The 19659-nt window shown below is 61.3% G+C and carries 17 protein-coding genes and 1 pseudogene; 3 read left to right on the plus strand and 15 right to left on the minus strand.

Annotation, left to right across the window (positions count from 1 at the left end; genetic code table 11):
* Nucleotides 1–14 precede the first annotated feature (14 nt).
* On the minus strand, nt 15–1043 hold the full coding sequence (locus PR018_RS23850; protein ID WP_142831282.1) for a glycoside hydrolase family 25 protein: 1029 nt from the start codon (nt 1041–1043) through the stop codon (nt 15–17).
* Nucleotides 1044–1264: 221 nt separating this feature from the next.
* Complete coding sequence (locus tag PR018_RS23855; RefSeq protein ID WP_142831283.1) at nt 1265–2422, minus strand: esterase; 1158 nt, start codon at nt 2420–2422, stop codon at nt 1265–1267.
* A 291-nt stretch (nt 2423–2713) separates the two neighbouring features.
* On the opposite strand from PR018_RS23855, the pseudogene PR018_RS23860 reads away from it, so the two are divergent.
* Nucleotides 2714–2929 (plus strand): annotated as a pseudogene (locus PR018_RS23860) (Fic/DOC family N-terminal domain-containing protein); the annotation flags it as partial.
* A 195-nt stretch (nt 2930–3124) separates the two neighbouring features.
* On the opposite strand, the gene PR018_RS23865 reads toward PR018_RS23860, so the two are convergent.
* On the minus strand, nt 3125–4027 hold the full coding sequence (locus tag PR018_RS23865; RefSeq protein WP_142831284.1) for a glyoxalase: 903 nt from the start codon (nt 4025–4027) through the stop codon (nt 3125–3127).
* 72 nt (nt 4028–4099) lie between these two features.
* Nucleotides 4100–4927, minus strand: coding sequence for an alpha/beta fold hydrolase (locus PR018_RS23870; RefSeq protein WP_142831285.1), 828 nt, complete (start codon nt 4925–4927; stop codon nt 4100–4102).
* 159 nt (nt 4928–5086) lie between these two features.
* Here PR018_RS23870 and PR018_RS23875 point away from each other — a divergent pair, with 159 nt between their 5' ends.
* Nucleotides 5087–6016 carry a LysR family transcriptional regulator gene (locus PR018_RS23875; RefSeq protein ID WP_142831286.1) on the plus strand — a complete coding sequence of 310 codons (930 nt, stop codon included), beginning with the start codon at nt 5087–5089 and terminating at the stop codon, nt 6014–6016.
* A 36-nt stretch (nt 6017–6052) separates the two neighbouring features.
* On the opposite strand, the gene PR018_RS23880 is transcribed toward PR018_RS23875, so the two are convergent.
* The 5 genes from PR018_RS23880 to PR018_RS23900 all read right to left on the minus strand — a co-directional run bounded on the left by PR018_RS23880 (nt 6053) and on the right by PR018_RS23900 (nt 12034).
* The gene (locus PR018_RS23880) at nt 6053–6979 is read right to left on the minus strand and encodes a ribokinase (RefSeq protein WP_142831340.1); all 927 of its coding nucleotides are present in this window, start codon (nt 6977–6979) and stop codon (nt 6053–6055) included.
* Nucleotides 6980–7070: 91 nt separating this feature from the next.
* The gene (locus PR018_RS23885; protein ID WP_142831287.1) at nt 7071–8003 is read right to left on the minus strand and encodes a carbohydrate ABC transporter permease; all 933 of its coding nucleotides are present in this window, start codon (nt 8001–8003) and stop codon (nt 7071–7073) included.
* A gap of 10 nt (nt 8004–8013) precedes the next feature.
* Nucleotides 8014–9123, minus strand: coding sequence for a carbohydrate ABC transporter permease (locus PR018_RS23890; RefSeq protein ID WP_162854779.1), 1110 nt, complete (start codon nt 9121–9123; stop codon nt 8014–8016).
* Between the two features lie 113 nt (nt 9124–9236).
* Complete coding sequence (locus tag PR018_RS23895) at nt 9237–10898, minus strand: type 2 periplasmic-binding domain-containing protein (protein WP_142831288.1); 1662 nt, start codon at nt 10896–10898, stop codon at nt 9237–9239.
* Nucleotides 10899–10972: 74 nt separating this feature from the next.
* Nucleotides 10973–12034: an ABC transporter ATP-binding protein gene (locus PR018_RS23900; protein WP_142831289.1), complete on the minus strand. Its 1062-nt coding sequence runs from the start codon at nt 12032–12034 to the stop codon at nt 10973–10975.
* 365 nt (nt 12035–12399) lie between these two features.
* Between PR018_RS23900 and PR018_RS23905 the strand changes: the two genes are divergently transcribed.
* Nucleotides 12400–12840: an RbsD/FucU family protein gene (locus PR018_RS23905; protein WP_142831290.1), complete on the plus strand. Its 441-nt coding sequence runs from the start codon at nt 12400–12402 to the stop codon at nt 12838–12840.
* Here the strand turns inward: PR018_RS23905 and PR018_RS23910 are convergent.
* The 6 genes from PR018_RS23910 to PR018_RS23935 all read right to left on the minus strand — a co-directional run bounded on the left by PR018_RS23910 (nt 12837) and on the right by PR018_RS23935 (nt 19293).
* Complete coding sequence (locus PR018_RS23910) at nt 12837–13724, minus strand: ribokinase (RefSeq protein WP_142831291.1); 888 nt, start codon at nt 13722–13724, stop codon at nt 12837–12839. The genes PR018_RS23905 and PR018_RS23910 overlap by 4 nt on opposite strands.
* Nucleotides 13721–14596 (minus strand): MurR/RpiR family transcriptional regulator, encoded by an 876-nt coding sequence (locus PR018_RS23915; protein WP_142831292.1) that lies wholly within the window; start codon nt 14594–14596, stop codon nt 13721–13723. The genes PR018_RS23910 and PR018_RS23915 overlap by 4 nt, the downstream gene beginning before the upstream one ends.
* Nucleotides 14593–15573, minus strand: a complete 981-nt coding sequence (locus PR018_RS23920; RefSeq protein ID WP_161990988.1) for an ABC transporter permease — start codon at nt 15571–15573, stop codon at nt 14593–14595. Before PR018_RS23920 ends, PR018_RS23915 begins: the two co-directional genes overlap by 4 nt.
* A gap of 25 nt (nt 15574–15598) precedes the next feature.
* Nucleotides 15599–17122 (minus strand): sugar ABC transporter ATP-binding protein, encoded by a 1524-nt coding sequence (locus tag PR018_RS23925; protein ID WP_142831293.1) that lies wholly within the window; start codon nt 17120–17122, stop codon nt 15599–15601.
* A 70-nt stretch (nt 17123–17192) separates the two neighbouring features.
* Nucleotides 17193–18257, minus strand: a complete 1065-nt coding sequence (locus PR018_RS23930) for a sugar ABC transporter substrate-binding protein (RefSeq protein WP_142831294.1) — start codon at nt 18255–18257, stop codon at nt 17193–17195.
* Between the two features lie 55 nt (nt 18258–18312).
* Nucleotides 18313–19293 carry a sugar phosphate isomerase/epimerase family protein gene (locus tag PR018_RS23935; RefSeq protein ID WP_161990991.1) on the minus strand — a complete coding sequence of 327 codons (981 nt, stop codon included), beginning with the start codon at nt 19291–19293 and terminating at the stop codon, nt 18313–18315.
* Nucleotides 19294–19659: the final 366 nt, after the last annotated feature.

The following is a 19659-nucleotide window of genomic DNA, read 5'->3' on the forward strand; positions in this document are numbered from 1 at the left end:
GGCGCCGGTGACGCTCAGCGCGACGCGACCCAGTTCTGCCACTCGCCGCCGCTGCCGTGGAACACGTTGAGGTCGATCTTGCCACGCACGCCGTCCGTCAGGCCGGAGCCGGAATATTGCCAGAACAGCCATTTGCGCCCGGGATAGAGTTCCGACGGATGAGCGGCAACGGAGCGCAGCCAGAAGGGATAATCCAGCAGTTCGCCCTGCAGGTTGTCGCGATAGAAATCCGGCGCTGTGTAGATGATCGGCCGGCGGCCATAATGGCGCTCCAGTTTCTCGGCGAAGACCTGGATCTTTTCGAGCACTTTTGCCCGTGAAATCCGCTGCTTGCAGGCCGATTGGCCGTTCCATTCGACATCGATGACGGGCGGCAGCGCATTGGCCTCGCGGGGTACGTTGCGGATGAACCAGTCTGCCTGCTCGCCGGCCGTGCGGCACCAGTAGAAGAAGTGGTAGGCGCCGCGGCGCACGCCGGCTTCCTTGGCCTTGCGCCAGTTGGTCTTGAACATCGGGTCTAGATGGTCGCCGCCATCGGTGGCCTTGATATAGGCGAAGTTCGCCCCTTGCGTGCGCAGCCGGTCCCAGTCGATATCGCCCTGCCAGCGCGAAACGTCGACGCCGTGGACCTCGAGCTTGCGCGGGTTGGATCGCCCGAAATTCATCGGCTTGGCATCCCTGAACCGATGGCCGTAGATCTGCCCGGCGGAGCGTGCGGCGGAAGGCATCTCCGGCATCGCCATCGCCACTTGGAGCGCGGGCCGCGAGCCCGGCACTGGCAGGCCGATGTTGCCGGAAGGAGAGGCAAAGCCCAATGGTTCCGGCATTGCCCCTGCCAAATTCGACTGGCCGCGCGCGGCCACGACTTTCGGCGCGGACTGCCCGACATTGGCCGGCGGCACCACGGCCGATGGTCGGGTGATCGAACCCGTCGTCTCCTGTGAGGGGACAGCGGCGGCGGCAGCCTCGGGCGCCGAACGCGATGTGCAGCCGGACAAAAGCACGCAGGCCGAGACGATTGCTGACAAAATGAATGAACGCATGAGAACCCGTACGCAAGACAATCGCCCATGGAGACGGGCGAATGACCGCGCCGGCGCCAATTACTAACACCAGATTAGCAAAAAAGACTGAATGCGATCTTTACGCAGCAGACATTTGCATTTTTCCTCGCACCGCAAAGCGAGGTATCTCGTTCAACATTCCGTCATCCGCCGGACAATGCCCTCCGTTTCGATATTCGTGCCCGAAAGTTTGCAGGTCGTTATTTCCTGAACAGCCTCTCCAGGAACGTCACGAGTGACGGCCGCCACACATCCATCTCGTGCTGCAGGCCAGGATATTCGTGGTATTCATAAGCGATCTTGTTCTTGTCCAATGTCGCTTTGAGGCCGGCGATGTCCTTGCCGGTCACCTGATCCTTGGCGCCGACCGTGACGGTGAAATTGCGCAGGTTCCTGTTGATCCTGGCAGGATCGTTCAAGGCATCGTCAACGGCCTTGTTAGGCACAGTCGTGGTCGACACGCCGCTGAAGGTCGCCACCCAGCCGAAGGTGCCAAGATGCGAAAAGCCGGAGACAAGCGCCTGGTATCCGCCCTGCGACAGACCGGCCACGGCCCGGCCGTCGGCGTCGTTGCGAACCCGGTAATGGCTTTTCATATAGGGAATGAGGTCTTCCATCAGCTCGCGGTCCGCTGCCTCAGCATTGACGGGATAGAATGTCTTGCGCCGGTCTGCGGCGGGGAAATTCTCGGCGATGGCCTCATCCACATCGGTCTCCGTGTCCGGAATAACGACGATCATCGGCCGGATCTTGTTTTCCGCCATGAGATTGTCGAGGATCTGCGGCGCCCTGCCCTGGCTAATCCAGGACGCGGCGGTGTCGCCGAAGCCGTGATAAAGATAGAGCACGGGGAGCCGCTTGGAGGCGTCGCTGTAGCCGGGCGGCGTATAGACATACATCTGCCGCTCGGATTTCAGAGCCTTCGAATGCAGCGTTACGAGCCTTAGATCGCCGTGTGCGACATTGCGGGTGTCGAGAATACTGCCGGGCACCAGAATGAGGCTGCTATTGACTTGCCGCTGCGGTTTGGGCGCATTGCTGCCGGTATCGATGCTGCGGAACCCGTCGACGTTAAAGTAGTATTCATAGAGATTGGGCTTCAGCGGTTCGCTTTGCATAGTCCACACGCCGGTGTCGCTACGCTGCATTGGCATTGGATCGCCGGTCCCCAGCACCACAGACACGGATTTGGCCGACGGCGCATACAAGCGGAAGATGATCGATCCGTCTTTCTCGACCGAGGTCACGAACTCTTTCAACGGACGGTCCGAGGGCGGCGCCGCCGGCAGATCGACAGCAGACGCGGGTATGCCGATCAGGCATCCGGCAATCGAGAGAACAGGCAAAAGCAACCGCATGAAAACCTCCTCCAAAAAATTTCAAAACAGACGACTCGGCTGGTCAGCCTAAGGATGGCCCATAAACTTTCAACATAATTACACTGGGGAGCAGAAAAGGGTACCGATCGAGAGGCAGATAGCGGGTTGGAAAGGAAGCAGCGCGTTTGAGCCTCTCCTCGCCGGACAATGGCCATAGGCACGCCCTGCCCTTCACTGCACGGGTTACCTTTTCTGACATACCCCCTCCTTTGACCCTCGGTTTTGCAATGACAGGATCTTTATAGTAAGGGTTCGGTCTGAGCCTGGAACTTGCCCGTTGCGGGCGACATGGTGCGCGCCCTCGTGAGCCTGGCGGAGCACGCCTTGGGGGGTCTGGACGGCATCACCATGCTGCTCCCGCGCCAGGAGCTATTCCTCTATATGTATGTGAGGAAGGACGCGGCCCTCTCGTCCCAGATCGAGCGCACGCAATCGACCCTTTCGGACCTGCTCTGCTTCGAGACCGAGGCGCAGACCGGCTGCCCTTCGGCAGGACCCTTTAGCGACCTGGTGAGCTCCTGAACGCGGCCGAGGCGGATGTCCTCGTCTCGCATGTGCTTTTCGAAAGCCACCTACCGGGCTACTCGAACTTGTCGATCATGAGCTTGCTGATCTCGCTTTCGGAGAAGCGCTGCAGGCCGGTGTCCGTGCTCGTGCGGAGGCTTTCTTAACCGGTCGAACCTATCGTTCTGCAACGCTGTGTATTTCACTGATATAGCCTCCTGGAAACTCCACCATCGCTGCCTCCCGTCCGTTGGCTGCGAATGGCGGGACGAGGGTTGTCGCACCCGATGCCGTCGCTTTCCCAAGCGTTGCCTCAAGGTCGGTCACCTCGTAGCCTGTCGTCTCCCGGCCGAAGGGGTAAGGCAGATGACCATCGGTCACCAGCACCGTCACTGTTCCAAAGGCCGATTCCAGCTGGATGCGGCGATACGTGTCGGCGCGGTCACGGCCGATGTCGGTACCCGCCGCGTCACTGGTATCGGACACTACCCTGCCTTGCGAGAATTTTACGAAATCCGCGACAAAGACATCCGCAACGTCTGGAGACAGGTAGACGCGATTCTCGGGAACGGTTTGAAGCGGCGCATAGGCAGGTGCCTTGGTATGCCAGTAAAGCTGCATGTTGACGCCACCCGGCCATTGAACGATGGCATCCCGGCCAATCGGATCGGGATAACTGTCGACAACGACGGCGGCGCCTGCTTTCCGGGCCGCGGCAATGGCGCTGTCGAGATCCTTGACCAGATAGCCGGTCCGCTCGGTGCCGAATGGATAGGGTATCGGCGTCTTGAAGCCGAAAAGAGAAACCAGCCCTGCCGGTGTCTGGATCAGCTGCGATGTCGTGGAGCTCGGCGTCGGCGTTACCGTCGCGACCACCTGCTTCGTCGATGTGCCGCCAAATGTCGCCGTGAAGCTGGCAATGAAACGATCGACGTCACCAACGTCGAGATAGACGTGGGTCGTGTCGTATTGCGGACCTACGGCAACGCCGGCGTCGGCAGCAAAAGCCGCTAAGGGAGGCAAGGCAAGCATTGCCACAGCCACAGTCAGTCGCAGGGCCCGAGCTCTTGTCGTTTGCATGCACATGGGAAATTTCCTTGATAGGATTGGAATGCCATCGTGGCTCAGAAGGACCCAAGATGGCATCGGGGATCAGCTCCGGACGAAGGCCAGCAGATCGGCATTGATGACATCGGCATGGGTCGTTGGCATGCCGTGCGGATAACCGGCATAGGATTTGAGGACGGCGCCCCGAACGATCGAAGCCGAGATCTTGCCGGTCGTAGCAAACGGCACGACCTGGTCGTCCTCGCCATGCATCACCAACGTCGGCACTGCCATCTTCTTTAGGTCTTCGGTGAAATCGGTCTCCGAGAAGGCCGCAATGCCCTGGTAGTGGGCGAGCACGCTTCCCATCATGCCCTGCCGCCACCAGTTGCGACGGACGCCTTCCTTCACATCGGCACCCTCGCGATTGTAGCCGAAAAACTGCATCGTGAAATCGTAGAAGAACTGCGAACGATTGGTGGCCGTCTGGTCGCGAACGAAGTCGAAGACATCCATGGGCACGCCATCCGGATTGCGGTCCGTCTTGACCATGATCGGCGCAACAGCGCTGATAAGGACAGCCTTGGAGACGCGCCCGGCCTTGGCATTGGCCACATAGCGGGCAACCTCGCCGCCACCCGTGGAATGGCCGACATGGATGGCATCTTGTAGGTCGAGGGCATCGGTGAGCGCCATGACGTCGGCAACGTAGGTGTCCATAGTGTGGCCGGTGCCGATCTGCGAGGAGCGTCCATGGCCGCGGCGGTCGTGGGCGATGACCCGGTATCCCTTGTCGAGGAAGAACATCATCTGCCCATCCCAGTCGTCTGAGGAGAGCGGCCAGCCGTGGTGGAACATGATGACTTGGGCATCCCGAGAACCCCAGTCCTTGTAGAAGATTTCGGTTCCGTCCTGTGTGGTGATCGTGGGCATGGTCGTCTCCAATGTTGGGGTTTCAGATGATGATGTGCTCGGGTCGTTGGCGGCCGGGCGGCGGGTTAGGAACCGCGTTTTTCCGACACCCTGAAGATGACCTTGATTTCCACTTGACGAAATAGAAACATTGGAAACATATTGTTTCCTGAAATGACAATGAAAACGCGACTCCCCGATCTTGAAGCCTGGGCCATCTTCGCCAAAGTCGCCGAACTCGGTTCATTCTCGCGGGCGGCGGAAGAGCTGGGCCTGTCGAACCCGACCGTCTCAAAGGCGATTTCCCGGCTGGAACAGCGGCTGGGTTTCTCGCTGTTCGCCCGCACGTCCAGGCGTCTTTCGGTCACCCAGGCCGGGCGGTCGTCGCTCGAACGTGCGACCCGCATCCTTCATGAGGCCCGGGCGCTGGAAGAAGAGGCGTCGGAGCAGACGGATATGCCGCGCGGCCTCGTGCGGGTCAGCGCACCGCTGTCGTTCGGCACGGCGTATCTCGGGGCGACCTTGCCGCCCCTTCTAAAAGCCTATCCGGAGATCACGCTGGAATTCTCGCTGAGCGATCGCAAGGTCGATCTGATTGCCGAGGGCTACGATCTCGCACTCCGCATCGCCAGCCTGGAGGATTCGTCGCTGCTTGCCAGACGCCTTGCCACCGTGCGGATCCTTTTGGTGGGGTCGCCGGACTATTTCGACAGATACGGACGCCCCAAAACTCCCGGCGAGCTTGCAGACCATCGGGCGCTTGCCTATACGGGCGGCCCCTCCAGAGGGGTTTGGAAATTCACGCATCCCGTCCTTGGCGAGCAGATCGTCGCGCCGTCGGTCTCCATGTGGACGGATAATGTCGACATCTTGAACCCCGCCCTGCTGGCCGGCCAAGGGCTCGCCCTGCAGCCGGATTTCATGGTGTGGCGCGACCTCGAGGCGGGCAAGCTCGAAACAGGCCTGCCGGAGTGGTCGGCGACATCGCTGGGTCTCTACCTCGTCACTCCGCCCAGCCCCTTGCGGCCTCTCAGGGTCAAGGCCGTGATCGAGCATTTCACGCGCGAGTTTTCCCGCGCGCAGTGGACTGAGCCCACAGTCAGATCCTGAGGCTGCGGCCTGGACGACGGGACGTTACACCAGCATCTACTTTGTCGAAGCAAGCAGCGCCTCGATCTCGCTGCGCGTCGGCATGGCGGGCGCCGTTCCGCGTCGCGTCACCGCGATGCCGGCGGTGGCGCAGCCGAAGCTGACGGCATCGAGCGGCGCCGAACCGCGCGATATCGCGGCAGCAAAACCGCCGACGAACGCATCGCCTGCGCCCGTTGTGTCGATCACCGGTCCGTAGTTCATGGCCGGAACATGCACGGATGTGCCTGCGTCATGGTAATAGACGCCACGCCCGCCGAGCGTAATGACGGCGGCACCGACACCGCGCGCGACCAGCGCTTCGCCGGCCCGCTTCGCATCCGCGATCGTGTCGAGGGAAAAGCCGACGAGGGCTGCAGCCTCCGTCTCGTTCGGGATGATATAGTCGCACAGGTCGAGCATCGCCTCGGGAAAAGTTTCGGCGGGTGCCGGATTGAAGATCGTTGTGACGCGGGCAGCGCGGGCAATCGCAAGGGCATGCAAGGCGGCGACGGCCGGCTGCTCGAGTTGCGTGACAAACACGGCCGACTGGCGGATCGCCTCGCGCGCCGCCTCGACATCATCGACCCCGATGGTCCCGGCAGCGCCCGGATAGACGATGATGGCGTTGTCGCCGGTGCTGTCGTTGACATAGATGAAGGCCGCGCCCGTCGGCTCGTCGTCCATGATCACCAGCAGCGGCTTAACCCCGGCATCGGCATAGGTTTTCTGCGCAAGATCGCCGAATGTATCGCGGCCGATCTTGGAGATGAACGAGACCTCGGCACCGGCCTTGGCGGCCGCGACCGCCTGGTTCGAGCCTTTTCCGCCGGGGCCGACGGCAAAGCCGCTGCCCTTGATGGTTTCGCCGACATCCGGCATCCGGTGTGCCAGATAAGCTGTGTCGGCCACAAAGATGCCGAGGATCGTAACGCCTGTTCCCACCATGACCACCCCTTGTCGACGTTCAGTGTCTGCGCCGGATCATATCCGTCCTATCGCCCGTCTCGCAACTGCCAGCTTCGACGCAAACCGGTTACTTGACGGCACCTGCCGTCAGGCCCTTGACGATGTAGCGCTCGAGGAAAATACCGATGAGGATCAGCGGCAGGATCGCGGCGGTCGAGATGGCGGCCATCGACCACCAGTTGATCCCCTGCGACCCCGTCTGGCTCGCCACCATGACCGGCAGGGTCTTGGCGCTGGAACTGGTCAGCAGGGCTGCAAAGAAATATTCGTTCCAGCAGAGAATGACGGACAGGATGAAAGCCGCCACCATGCCGGGCAACGCAATCGGCAGGACGATGCGCACGAAGGCGCCCCAGATGGAGCAGCCGTCGACCAGGGCTGCCTGTTCCAGCTCGACCGGGATCGTGTCGAACTGGTCGCGCATGATCCAGATGACGATCGGCAGCACCATCAGCGTATAGATGAGGATGAGGCCGACCAGCGTGTCGAGCAGCATCAGGTGCTTGTAGAGCACGAGGAAAGGCATGGCGAGAACCACCGGCGGCAGGATCAGCTGCGACAGGAAGAAGAAGGAGATATCCTTGTTGCGCATCCAGAGAAACCGGTAGGAAAACCGGCTGAGCCCATAGGCGGCGAGCGAGCCGATGATGACCGCAAGCAGTGCCCCGCCGGACGATGCGATGATGCTGTTCAGGAACCGCATCATGAACTCGTCGCGCACGGTCGACTGCACGAAGATCGTGTCCGGCGACAGGCCGAGCGAGCGCCAGCCTTTCCAGTCCGGGGTGAAGTCGACGAAGGGGATCATATTGCCCTGCGTCACATTCACAGCTGTCTTGAACGACGTGGTGATGGTCCAGTAGATCGGAAAGAGTGAGATGAATGCCCAGAACACCAGTGCGGCATAGATCAGAAGGCTGCTGGTAAGAAACGCCGGGCGCCGAGCCCAGAGGCCGGGCTGCCTTTCGGTGGGCGCGTGAAGGGGTTGGCTTGTCGACATCGGTCTGCCCTCAATTTGCACGTTGCATCCACCGGCTCGCCAATTTCAGGATCAGCGAGACGAAGATGATGATGACGACGAGGTAGAATTCCGCGAGCATCGTGCCGTAGCCGACATTCGAGCGATCCCGGTATTCGCGGAAGATGAAGCTCGAGACCGTATCGGTGGCGCCGCCCGGCCCGCCCGCGGTGACATTGATGACGATATCGGCGAGCTTGAGTTCGAAGATGACGCGCAGGATGACGACCGTCAGGCTGACCGGCAGCATTAGCGGAAAGGTAATTTCCTTGAAGCTTTGCCAGCCCGAGGCGCCATCCACCTTGGCCGCTTCCTTGACCTCGGATGGCAGGGCCTGGAGGCCAGCCAAAAGCAGGATCATCATGAACGGGATGGAAACCCATCCATCCATCGCCATGATCGAGGCGCGGGCCAGCGCCGGGGTCGAGAAGAAGGCGGGATTTTCCCAGCCGAGATGACGCGCCAGCGTTGCCGCCGGGCCAAAGCGATATTCCATCAGCGATTTGCCGATCATCCAACTGACGGCAACCGGGCTCAGCATCAGTGGCAGCAGGAACGCGACGCGGAAAAACTTGCGAACCCGGATCTCGGCATTGAGCAGCAGCGCCAGTCCGAAGGCGATCGTGTACTGCACCAGCACGGAGAGAACATAATAGACCATGTTCAGCAGCGCATTCCAGAAATAGGCATCCGCAAACAGGGTGCGGAGGTTGTCGAGGCCGTTGAACTGTCTGCCGTTCGCAGCGCTGAGGTTCCAGTCGGTGAAGGCGATGTAGAGGCCGAAAACCGTCGGGAAGATCACCATCGCCACGGTGAACAGGACGGCCGGAAGCACGAATGCGGCCCGTTGTCCGGCTTCGCCACGGATCATCACCTGGGCTGCACAGAGCGCCACCGACCAGACGACATAGGCATAGACCAGCGGTCGCCAGCTGACGAGCCCAATGGCCGTCACGCCGGACGCATCGAGGATCTGCAGGATGAGCACGGCCACAAGCAGGACGCTCGCCCCGATCAGCAGAAGGCGGCCCTGCCGCGCGGCCGGGCTTGGCGCCCCCACCGGCTCGATCGTGCCGATAACCGGCATATTCGCATGCGACATAAGCACATCCCTGGCTAACCCGGACAAATTCTGCAGCCGGCCGGACTCCGGTCCGGCAGTCCGTCAGGCAACGCACGCAGCGGCGCCTGACGGCGTAGGCTTCTCCGGCGAAATCAGACGCCGAGCGAGGCCTTGTAGAGCGCGATCTGTTTTTCGCGCCCGAGCTGGTCGGTGATCTTCTCCCACGCCGCCGCGATCGCATCGGCGCCGTCCTGAGGCTTCACCTGACCGGCGAACACCTTGGCCAGCTCATCTTCCGCAACGCTGTAGTACTGGAAGATGCCGGGAATGCGGGGTTCGATTGCCGCATTCGGGTGGTTGTAGGAGTTCGACTGCGAGGCGAGGTAGTTGGAGATGTAGGCCTCCTCGTAGCCGGCCGCGACCCATTCCTTGATGTCGAACTGACTCTTGCGGTAGCACTGGAAGCCGGAAGGATAGGCGGCGGTCCAGAGTGCCAAGTCCTTGCCGCCGAGATGGGCAGCAGCGCTCCAGGCGGCCTTCTTCTTCTTCTCGTCGCTGTCCACCCGGGCCATCACGTAGACGCCCCAGCCGAGATAGGCCATGTTCGGCGCATAGTTCGGCCCGCTGGCGAGTTTGTCCCATGTGCCGGTCTTGGCGTTGTAGACATCGTCCGATCCGGGCAGGATGTCGAAGGCGACCGTCGTGCCGACCACGGAACTGTCGCTGGTCTGCGCGCTCTGGCCGACGTCGCCCCACCAGGAGATCATCGAGCCGGTGCCGGCAAGGAACTGCTGGAAGGCCGTCGTGCCTGGATCGGCGTTCAGCTGGTCGCCCGATTCGGATGGCAACGCATCGACCACGTCCTGGATTGCGCGCACCCAGGCCGGGTTGTTGATGCGTGGCTTCATCGTGTCGATGTCGAACAGCCAGGCCTTGTCGTCCGGGTGCTTGGCATAGGCGGTGGCGCGGCTGCCGAGGAAGTAGAAGCCGAAACCGCCCCACGCCTTGGGCGCATCGAGGTAGCCGATGGCATCGGCGCCGGCGATCTTCTTGCCCTTCAGGAACTTGGTGACTTCTTGGACCTTCTGCCAGGTCTTCGGCACGCCCCACTCGCCTTCATGGCCTTCGCTTTTCCAGGCCTTGGCAAGGTCGGCGTCGGTGAAATAGTCGGTGCGGTAGTTGAAGTTGTGGCAGTCGCCGTCGACGGAGACGCGGTAGGTCTTGCCATCCCAGGTGCCAACCGGCGCCTTTAGATAGTCGACGTAATCGTCCATGTCGATCTGCGCCTTGACCCAGTCGGGCATGACGGAGGCAAGGCCCTTGCCGCAGACGTCACCCTCGAACGGTGCGCCCATTTCGAGAATGTCGAAGTCAACGGTGCCGGTGGCAATCGCCTGCTGCAGGCGCGGATTATAGTCGGCCTGCGCAAGGTCGATCCAGGTGATCTTGGCGCCGGTATAGTCTTCCCAGGGCTTCAGGAAGCCGCGGAAGAGGAGGTTGTGGAGGTTTTGGTTGTTGAGCCCCATGAAGGAGAGCTGGACACCGGCGAACTCACCCTGCTTGACGTTGGCCTTGGTCGCATCGAGGCACATCTGGCCGACCTTCTGCCAGTCGGCATCGGTCGGCGACCCCTTGCCGACACCCGGCACCTGCAGGATCTGCGAGCGCAGCGACGCGTCGGCCGCAAAGGCATTGCCGAATGGTGCAAGCACGCTGCCAGCGGCAGCAAGTGCCCCAAGGCCCGCGCTGGTTTTCAAAATGGCGCGGCGGCTCAGCGCCATGGCCATCATTCGTTCGTAATCGCCAACTTTCATTTCTCTCTCCTCCCGTGAAGTTGCCACGCATCGTGGCGTCTGGCGCTCCCCCCTCGGAGCGCATTCCTGAAAACTCAGTCGAGACGCAAGCCGCTCTGCGCATCGAAAAGATGCACCATCGCCGGATTGGGCGTCATCGCAAAGGGCTGGCCGGATGCAGCCTCGACGCGGTCGCGAAAGACGCCGATGATCTTCTGCTGCCCGAGCCGTGCAAAGACCTGCGTCTCGGAGCCGGTTGATTCAACAATGGTGAGATCAGCCCTGACGTCGCCGCCGAGCACGAAATGCTCCGGTCGGATCCCGTAATAGGCAGGCTTTCCATCGGACGCTGCCGGTGCCCCGGAAAGCGGAAGCCGGATGCCCTCGTCGGTTTCGAAGAACGGCGCTGCGCCCGAGCGGATATGGCCCTCGACGAGGTTCATCGACGGCGAGCCGATGAAGCCGGCAACGAAAGTGTTGGCTGGCTTGTCGTAGAGCGTCAGCGGCGAGCCGATCTGCTCGACCCGCCCATCCCGGAGGACGACGATGCGGTCGGCCATGGTCATGGCCTCCACCTGGTCGTGGGTCACGTAGATCATCGTCGTCGCAAGGCGGCGCTGCAGTTCCTTGATCTCGGCGCGCATCTGGACGCGCAGCTTGGCATCGAGGTTGGAGAGCGGCTCGTCGAACAAAAACACCTTGGGATCCCGCACGATGGCGCGTCCCATGGCCACACGCTGCCGCTGGCCGCCGGAAAGCTGGCGCGGATAGCGGGAAAGATAGGGCACAAGATCGAGGATTTCGGCTGCTTTGCGGACGCGGGCGTCGATATCTGCCTTGCGCTCGCCGCGCATCTTCAGCGCGAAACCCATATTGTCGGCCACGGTCTTGTGGGGATAGAGCGCGTAGCTCTGGAACACCATGGCGATGTCGCGATCCTTGGGCGGCAGGTTGTTCACCACCTTCCCGTCGATCTCGATGTCACCGAAGCTGATGGGCTCAAGGCCAGCGACCATGCGCAACAAGGTCGATTTTCCGCAGCCGGACGGCCCGACCAGAACGACGAATTCGCCGTCCGGGATTTCAACGGAAACGCCGTGGATCACCGTCAGGCTACCGTAGGCCTTACCGACATTGACGATATTCATCGATGCCAAAAACAAATCTCCTGCCCATTGCGCCCGCGCTCTCCCCGCAGCATGCGATCGGCCTCCGCTACCTGCGGTGGCGAGTGCCGGATCACCGACACCCGCCCCGTGCAGTCTGCCCTGGGAGGCTCAATCACATAGCCAAAACTTCACATGTAAAATTCGAACTGTAAAGTAAAAAGTTTTGGTGACTTGAGTTTATTGCCTAAATGTCTCTATTGAAAAGGTTCTTTTGTCGATCTTAACCTCATTACAGATGCAGGAAAATGGATAACCTGGATTTCACTGCGGTGCACACTGGGCCCGGATTGCATGCATCACGATTATTGTGTAATTCGTGAAGTCATGGAGAGCTTTTTCGGGAGGAAACAGCCATGCTCAAAGGCATAGATCCGGTCATCAGCGCGGAACTCATCCACGTTTTGATGCTGATGGGTCACGGCGATACGCTTGTCGTCTGCGATATCAACCATCCGGCCCAGACGATCGCACGGCAGACGACCCATGGCCAGTTGCTGAACATATCGGGATGCGGTCTGGCACGGGCGACTGAAGCAATTTTGACGCTGATGCCGCTGGATACTTTCGTCGATGCCCCCGTCAAGCGCATGCAGGTGGTCGGCGATCCCGACGGTCAGATGCCGATCTTTCCGGTGATGCAGGCAGTCTTCGATGCGGCGCAAGGCCGGCCCATCACCGTCGAGGCGCTGGAGCGATTTGCGTTCTATGATGTCGCCAAGCGCGCCTTTGCCATCGTCAGGACGTCCGATCCCGGACCTTACGGCTGCTTTATCCTGACCAAGGGCGTCATCTAGCCCCGCTCGCTCTCGGGCGTCGAGACCAGCAAAGCGGCCGCCTCGTTGGCATGACGCAGCGCGATCTCGATGTCATTGCCCGACGCCATGCCTGCGGCCAGCACGCCGATGAATTCGTCGCCCGCACCGTGAGTGCTCTCGACCTTGATCGGCAAGCCAGCCATGAATGCCTCCTTGCCATCGGCGTCGGCATAGGCAACCCCTGCTCCGCCGGCGGTCACCACCGCCTGCCGGTAGCTTTTCGACAAGAGCCGCGCGGCGGCGAGAGCGCCTTCCAGTGTCTCGACCACCGGCACGCCTGCCAGCATTTCCGCCTCGATCCCGTTGACGACGATGACATCGACAAGAAACTGGAGCTCGTCCGACAGGGCGCGCGCCGGGGCTGCATTGAGGAGCACCAGGCCGCCCGCATTCCTGACGGCCCGCGCTGCAGCGACGTTGGCCGCATCCGGCACCTCGTTCTGCAGGACCAGGATCGTTGTCTTTTGCAGCACGTTTGCAGCAGCGGCAATATCGTCATCGCCGAGCGTCAGATTGCTGCCGGATACGATGACGGCACCGTAGTCGCCCTCGGCGTCGAAGATGGCGACACTCATGCCGGTGGACAGCGACGCTTTTCGCCGTACGAACCGGGCGTCGACCTTTTTACGCTCGAGGTTGGCAAGCAGCGCATGGCCGAAATCGTCATCGGCGACAGCGCCGATCATGGCGGTCGCAACGCCGGTGCGGGCGGCTGACACCGCCTGGTTGCCCCCTTTGCCGCCGCTCTTCGGGTGCCACGACACGCCTGTGATGGTTTCGCCCTTGCGCGGTCGCGCAGGTCCATTCACGGCGATATCGTAATGCAGGCTTCCGAACACGGTCACGAGGGGCAAAGACGTCATAAAGGTCGCTCTTTCCGTTTGGATGTAACTGCGGACATGGTCCGGTCGAGGTTTCGTTCGGCAGCCTGATAATCGCGTTGGGCGACCGACACGAAGATGGCGTCGAGGATATTCAGCTGCGCTATGCGGGCTGCAGCATTTTCGCCCATCAGGGGCGAACCCTGGGCGGTCGAACACAGCACCACGTCTGCGGATTGCGCCAGGGCAGAAGAATTGTAGTTGGTGATGGCAATCGTCCGGGCGCCGTTGCGGCGCGCAAGCTGGATCGCCTCGATCACTGCCGTCGTATTTCCCGAATGGGAAAACCCGATGGCGATATCGCCGTCGCCGAGCAACGATGCCGACATCAGCATCATGTGGCTGTCGTCGAACATATTCGCCCGCACGCCGATCCGCAGGAATTTGTGTGCGACATCCCGGGCAATCTGTGCCGATCCGCCGACGCCATAGAAATCGCGCTGTCTTGCGCGGTGTATGAGGTCGGAGGCCCGGTCAAACGCCTCCATGTCCAGGATCGACAGCGTTTCCTCAAGCGCATTAATGGATGTGCGGAACACCTTCTGGACAATTTCCTGAGACGTATCGTCTGCCGACAGTTCCTGATGCATCTCGGCCGTCGGCTGGCGGTTGTACTGGCTAACAGCGGTGCGGAAATCGCGGTATCCTGCAAATCCGAGCTTCTTGGTGATTTTCACCACCATGGCTTCCGAGACGCCGGCATCGTCGGCGATCTGCTTCAGCGACGTGCTGTCGCTGAAGTCACGGAGGGCGAAGACGGTATCGACGACCTTTGCTTCGAGTGGTGTCAGCAGCGGCATCATCATCCGGATGCGTGGGCCAACAGCCTTAGTATCGAAGCTTTCGGTATTCATCCTCGTCCCCTTGTGGCGCGATCGATCATCATTGCCACAAGGATTATAAGGCCAGTGGCGAGCAGTTGATAGAAGGCCTGCACATTCATCAGGGTAAGACCGTTGCGCATCGCGCCGAGGATGATCGCCCCGAGGATTGTCCCAAGCACGCTCCCCTTGCCGCCCATCAGCGAAGCGCCGCCAATGGCAGAGGCCGCAATCGCGTCGAGTTCCCAGAGATTGCCGAGGATCGGTTCGGCAGCACCGAGGCGGCCGACAAGGATCAGGGCAGCCAGTGCCGCAAGCGCGCCGGAAATGACATAGGCGGTGATCTTGGTGCGGGCGATGGGGACGCCGGCGACGTAGGCTGCTTCCTCGTTGCCGCCAACGGCCAGGAGATATTCGCCGATCGGCGTCTTTTTCAACAGGACCCATGCCGCAACTGCCACGACTGCGACGATCCAGACAGGCGTCGGCAAGCCCAGGAGGTTGCCATTGAACAGGCTGCGGAAGCCGACAGGAATGCCGAGCACGGGATTGCCGCCGGTGTAGATCAGCGCAATCGCCCTGTAGGTGCTGAGCGTACCGAGCGTGACGATGAACGGCTGCAGCCCGACATAGGCGACAAGCACGCCGTTGATGAAACCGCAGACGGCGCCGATGCCGATGCCGGCAAGGATCGCCAGCGGGATCGGAACGCCCGAAAGCAGCATTGTTGCCGATATAACAGCCGCGATGGCAGCCGTCGGGCCCACCGAAAGATCGATGCCGCCGGAGATGATGACCAGGGTCATGCCGAGCGCGAGGCAGGCATTGATGCTGGACTGCTGCAGGATATTGACGAGGTTGCGTTCGGAGATGAAGCCCGGGACGATCGCTGCAAACACCGCCAGAATGACGATCAGTCCGATCAGGGTGCCGGCGTCACGCAGCGAAAAGGAGAAGCGGCCGAACCCGGAGGAAAGCTTTGTCGCATCGGCGGGTGACGTATGGTTCATGATGAGCTCCTATACTTTTCAGCGCTCACGCAGCCGGAGCTGACATGGGGGATTGACTGACGCCGGGAATGGCATGGGCGACGATGGCGCTTTCGGACAAATCGGCGCGCTCGATCTCTGCGGCAATCCGCCCCTCGCGCATGACAAGCACCCGGTCGGAGAGACGAATGACTTCTGGCAGCTCGGAGGAGACAACGATGATCGAGTGACCGTCGGCGGCCAGGGCCTCGATCAGCTGGTAGATTTCCGACTTCGCTCCGACATCGATGCCGCGCGTGGGTTCGTCGAACAACAATATCTGCGATTTGGCCGCCAGCCAGCGCGCAATGATCGCCTTCTGCTGGTTGCCGCCGCTGAATAGCCGGATGGGCCGGTCCAGCTGGAAAGGCCGCAGGTTGACACGGCGCAGCAGGTCGGTCGCTGTCGCCCGAAGCTTGCCATTGCGGATGATACCCGCCTTTGAAAAGCTGCCCAAGGACGCAAGCGCCATATTGTTGGTCACCGAGCGACCGGGAATGATGCCTTCGCGCTTGCGCTCTTCTGGCACAAGGCCGATGCCGGCAGCGATGGCGTCGCGCGGGCTGCGCAGAGGAAGCGGCTTCCCGTCGATTTCGACCGAGCCCGAGATGATACGGTCAACGCCGGCGAGCAGGCGCAGCAGTTCGGTGCGTCCGGAGCCGACGAGCCCGGCCACGCCGAGCACTTCGCCCCGGTGCAGCCGAAACGAGGCATCGCTAATCTTGGTCGCCGAAGACAGGCTCTTGGCCTCGAGCTTCACCGTGGTCGTGGCATGCGACACATGCTTTTCCTGCATCAGCTGGCGGCCGACCATCATGGTGATGACATCCTGGTGGGATGCCGTGCGGATATCGACGCGACCGACCAGCTTGCCATCGCGCATGACGCTGGCGCCCTGACAGATCTGGAACACTTCGTCCATCTTGTGCGAGACGTAGATGATCGAGACGCCGGTCGCGGCAAGATTGGCGATGACCTCGGCGAGCTTTTCGAACTCGCTGGGTGTCAGGCTCGAAGTCGGTTCGTCCATTGCGATGATCTTGGCGCGGTCGAGCAGCGCACGGCCGATCTCGACGATCTGGCGCTGGGCGACCTTCAGCGTCGATATCGGCGCTGCCGGATCGATGGTCGGGTCGATCATCGCCAGCGCTTCGGCGGCCCTGCGTTCCTGCTCGTGCCGTGCGACGAAAATGCCGCCGGCCTTGGTCAGGGGATGGCCGAGAAACATGTTCTGGGCGACGCTGAGATGCGGCACCTGCTGCAGTTCCTGGTGGATCATGGCAATGCCGGCCAGGCGGGCGTCGGACGGGTTGCGGAAGGAGACCGCCTCGCCATCAACGAATACGCTGCCGCTGGTTGGCCGGAACACGCCGGACAAGATGCGAAGAAGCGTGGATTTTCCGGCGCCGTTTTCCCCGAGAAGCCCGTGGATTTCGCCCGGCGGAACATCGAAGGATATGTCCGACAGGGCAAGGACGCCGGGGAACGACTTGGATATGGATTCAAATCTTAGTCTGGGCGTCTGCGTCATGTCTCGGCACCTCTTGTACTCGGAGACGCCGGCCATTGCTGGCCGGCGTCGGATAACTGGCCGCTGAATGTCAGGGAGCCTTGGCCGCGTCTTCCATCAGGACGGCGCGGATGGCGGTGTCGTCACCCTGGTAGCGTGCGATGTTGTCCTTGGTGATCAGCGCCTGGGGCGTTGCGACGACGCGCGGAACCTTCTGGCCGGCAACAAGCCGCAGGGCGGTTTCCAGAGCGACTTCGCCGGTTAGAACCGGGAAGCTGTCGACGGTGCCGGTGAGTTCGCCGGCCTTGATCGACTTGTAGGCGTCCGAAATGCCGTCGGTGCCGAAGACTGCGACCTTGCCTTGGAGACCGGCCGACTTGACGGCCTCGACGATGCCGAGCGCCATGCCGTCATTGTTGGCATAAAAGCCGATCAGATCGGGATGCTGCTGCAGGATGTTGGTGGCAGCGTCGTAGGACGTCTGGCGATCCCAGTTGCCTGGAACGCTGGCAACCACCTGGAACTTGCCGTTCTGGGTGATCGTCGACTTGAAGCCGTCGGTGCGCTGCACGGCAGCGTAGACACCGGCCTGGCCTTCGACGATGGCAACCTTGCCACCTTCAGGGCGGTTCTCGATGAACCACTTGGCGACGCGGGCGCCGTTATCGCGCTGGACGTTGCCGACATAGTGTTCCGCCTGTGGAATGACGGCATCGTTGACGTTGACCACTGGAACATTGGCCGCTTTTGCCTGCTCCATTACCGGCTGCAGGTTGGCATCGGTCTGGGGCGATACCAGCAGCACGTTGAAGCCCTGCGTAATCAAGCCTTCGGCAATCGTCAACTGGCCGAGCTGGTCACCCTCGCTCTGGGCTGCCTGGTAGGCGACGGAAACGCCCATCTTTTCGCCGAACTTCTTGTAGCCATCGCCGAGCGAGCGCCAGTATTCGTTGGTCAGCGTCTTGGAGACGGCGCCAGCCTTGGTGCCAGCGGCTGGCTTGGGCAGCGGGCCTAGCTTCGCATCGAGCTGCGACCAGTCGATGCGGTCCTTCTCGGTGTCCGAATTCAAGGGCGCCAGTTCCTGTGCCATGGCGGCGCTGAACAGCAAGGTCGCCGCCAAACCGCCGGCAAGCGTGGTTTTCAGAAAAGTCTTCATCGGTTCCTCCCGAATATGAAATGGAAACAGCAGCGTCTGCGCTGCGGAGATTGCGTTATGCTCCCGCGCCGAACATCAATTCCTGGATGACGGCTTGAGCGGAAACAGCATCCTGTCGGTCAATCGCGCCGGACAGGCGATTGTCCTGCTCGAGGCGATCCACGACCTTCAGCATCCGCTGCACGGTCTGGATATTCACCTCGCATTCGTGAACCGGATCGAGCCCGGTCATGTCTGGGAACGTGTCGAAATAGATGGCGCCGTCATAGCCGTCCTTGCGGATCTGGCGCAGCAGCTCGATGGTCTGCAGCGTATGAACCGCGCCCACCATCAGGCCGTCGTCGCGCTTGGCGTAGCCATCGTTCAGGTGCACACCGAGCACGCGGCTGTAGCGGGCGATCAATGCTGCCGCGAAGGCCGGCTGCTCGTCGGCATAGAGCACGTGGGCGAAGTCGAGCGTGACGCCGAGGTTTGGCATATCGACGTCCTTGATCGCCAGCAGCGTCGTCGCGCAGTCGGGCATCAGGCTATAGGAACGGGGCTCGTTCGGCTTGTACTCGATGCTGATCAGGCAATCCTTGTCATGCTCGCAGACTTCACGAATACCGTCCAATTCGTATTTCCACAGCGTGGCGTAGTCGGCCTGGAACGCGTAGTCGAAACCGTCCTGGCCAAGCCAGATGGTCATCAGGTTGCTACCGGCTTCACGCGTTGCGTCGATGCCTTTTTTGGTCAGTTCGATCGCTTCACGACGGACCGCAGCGTCAGGATTGGTGAAAGCGCCGATCTTGAAAGCCGGGTTGGTATAGTAGCGCATAGCAAAGCCGTTGATGGAAAGGCCGAGATCGTTGATCTTTTTGGCCAGCTCGCGGGGATTTTCCGAAACGTGGTCGGGGTAGTTGAGATCCAGATCCGTCAGGCCCTTCACCTTCGCGGCCCGGGCGACCATCTGCGAAACGGTTGGCTTGCCGGAAAGGTCCGGCCATTCCGCCTGCGGCCGGGAAGCAAATGAATTGAGGCGGGTGGCGAATTTCAACTGGGTCACTGGACTACGCTCGCATCGTTATCGACCGCGTTTACTTCACATATTTATATTTTTTTGTAAAGTTATGAAATGTTGTGCTGTGCAACAAATCGCTCTTGCGCCGCCGCGCGGCGTGCTTCTTCTCAATAGGCGTTCACAAATGTCATCCTGCACGCGGAGCATTTGGCCCTTAGCTGAAGTCTTCTGTCGAAGGGCTTGCCCGGTCCTGTGTGGTCGCTGGGGACGTTTTGACAATCGGCGCCCTTCCAAGTCTTCGACTTCTGGACGGGAACGTGGCACTCCGCATGCCGGTCGGCTTCTGCGCCGGGAACCACGCGTCCTGCCGCGCCTTCCTGCGGGGTTAGCATCGAGATTGCC

Source organism: Rhizobium rhododendri, from assembly GCF_007000325.2.
Taxonomy (GTDB): domain Bacteria; phylum Pseudomonadota; class Alphaproteobacteria; order Rhizobiales; family Rhizobiaceae; genus Rhizobium; species Rhizobium rhododendri.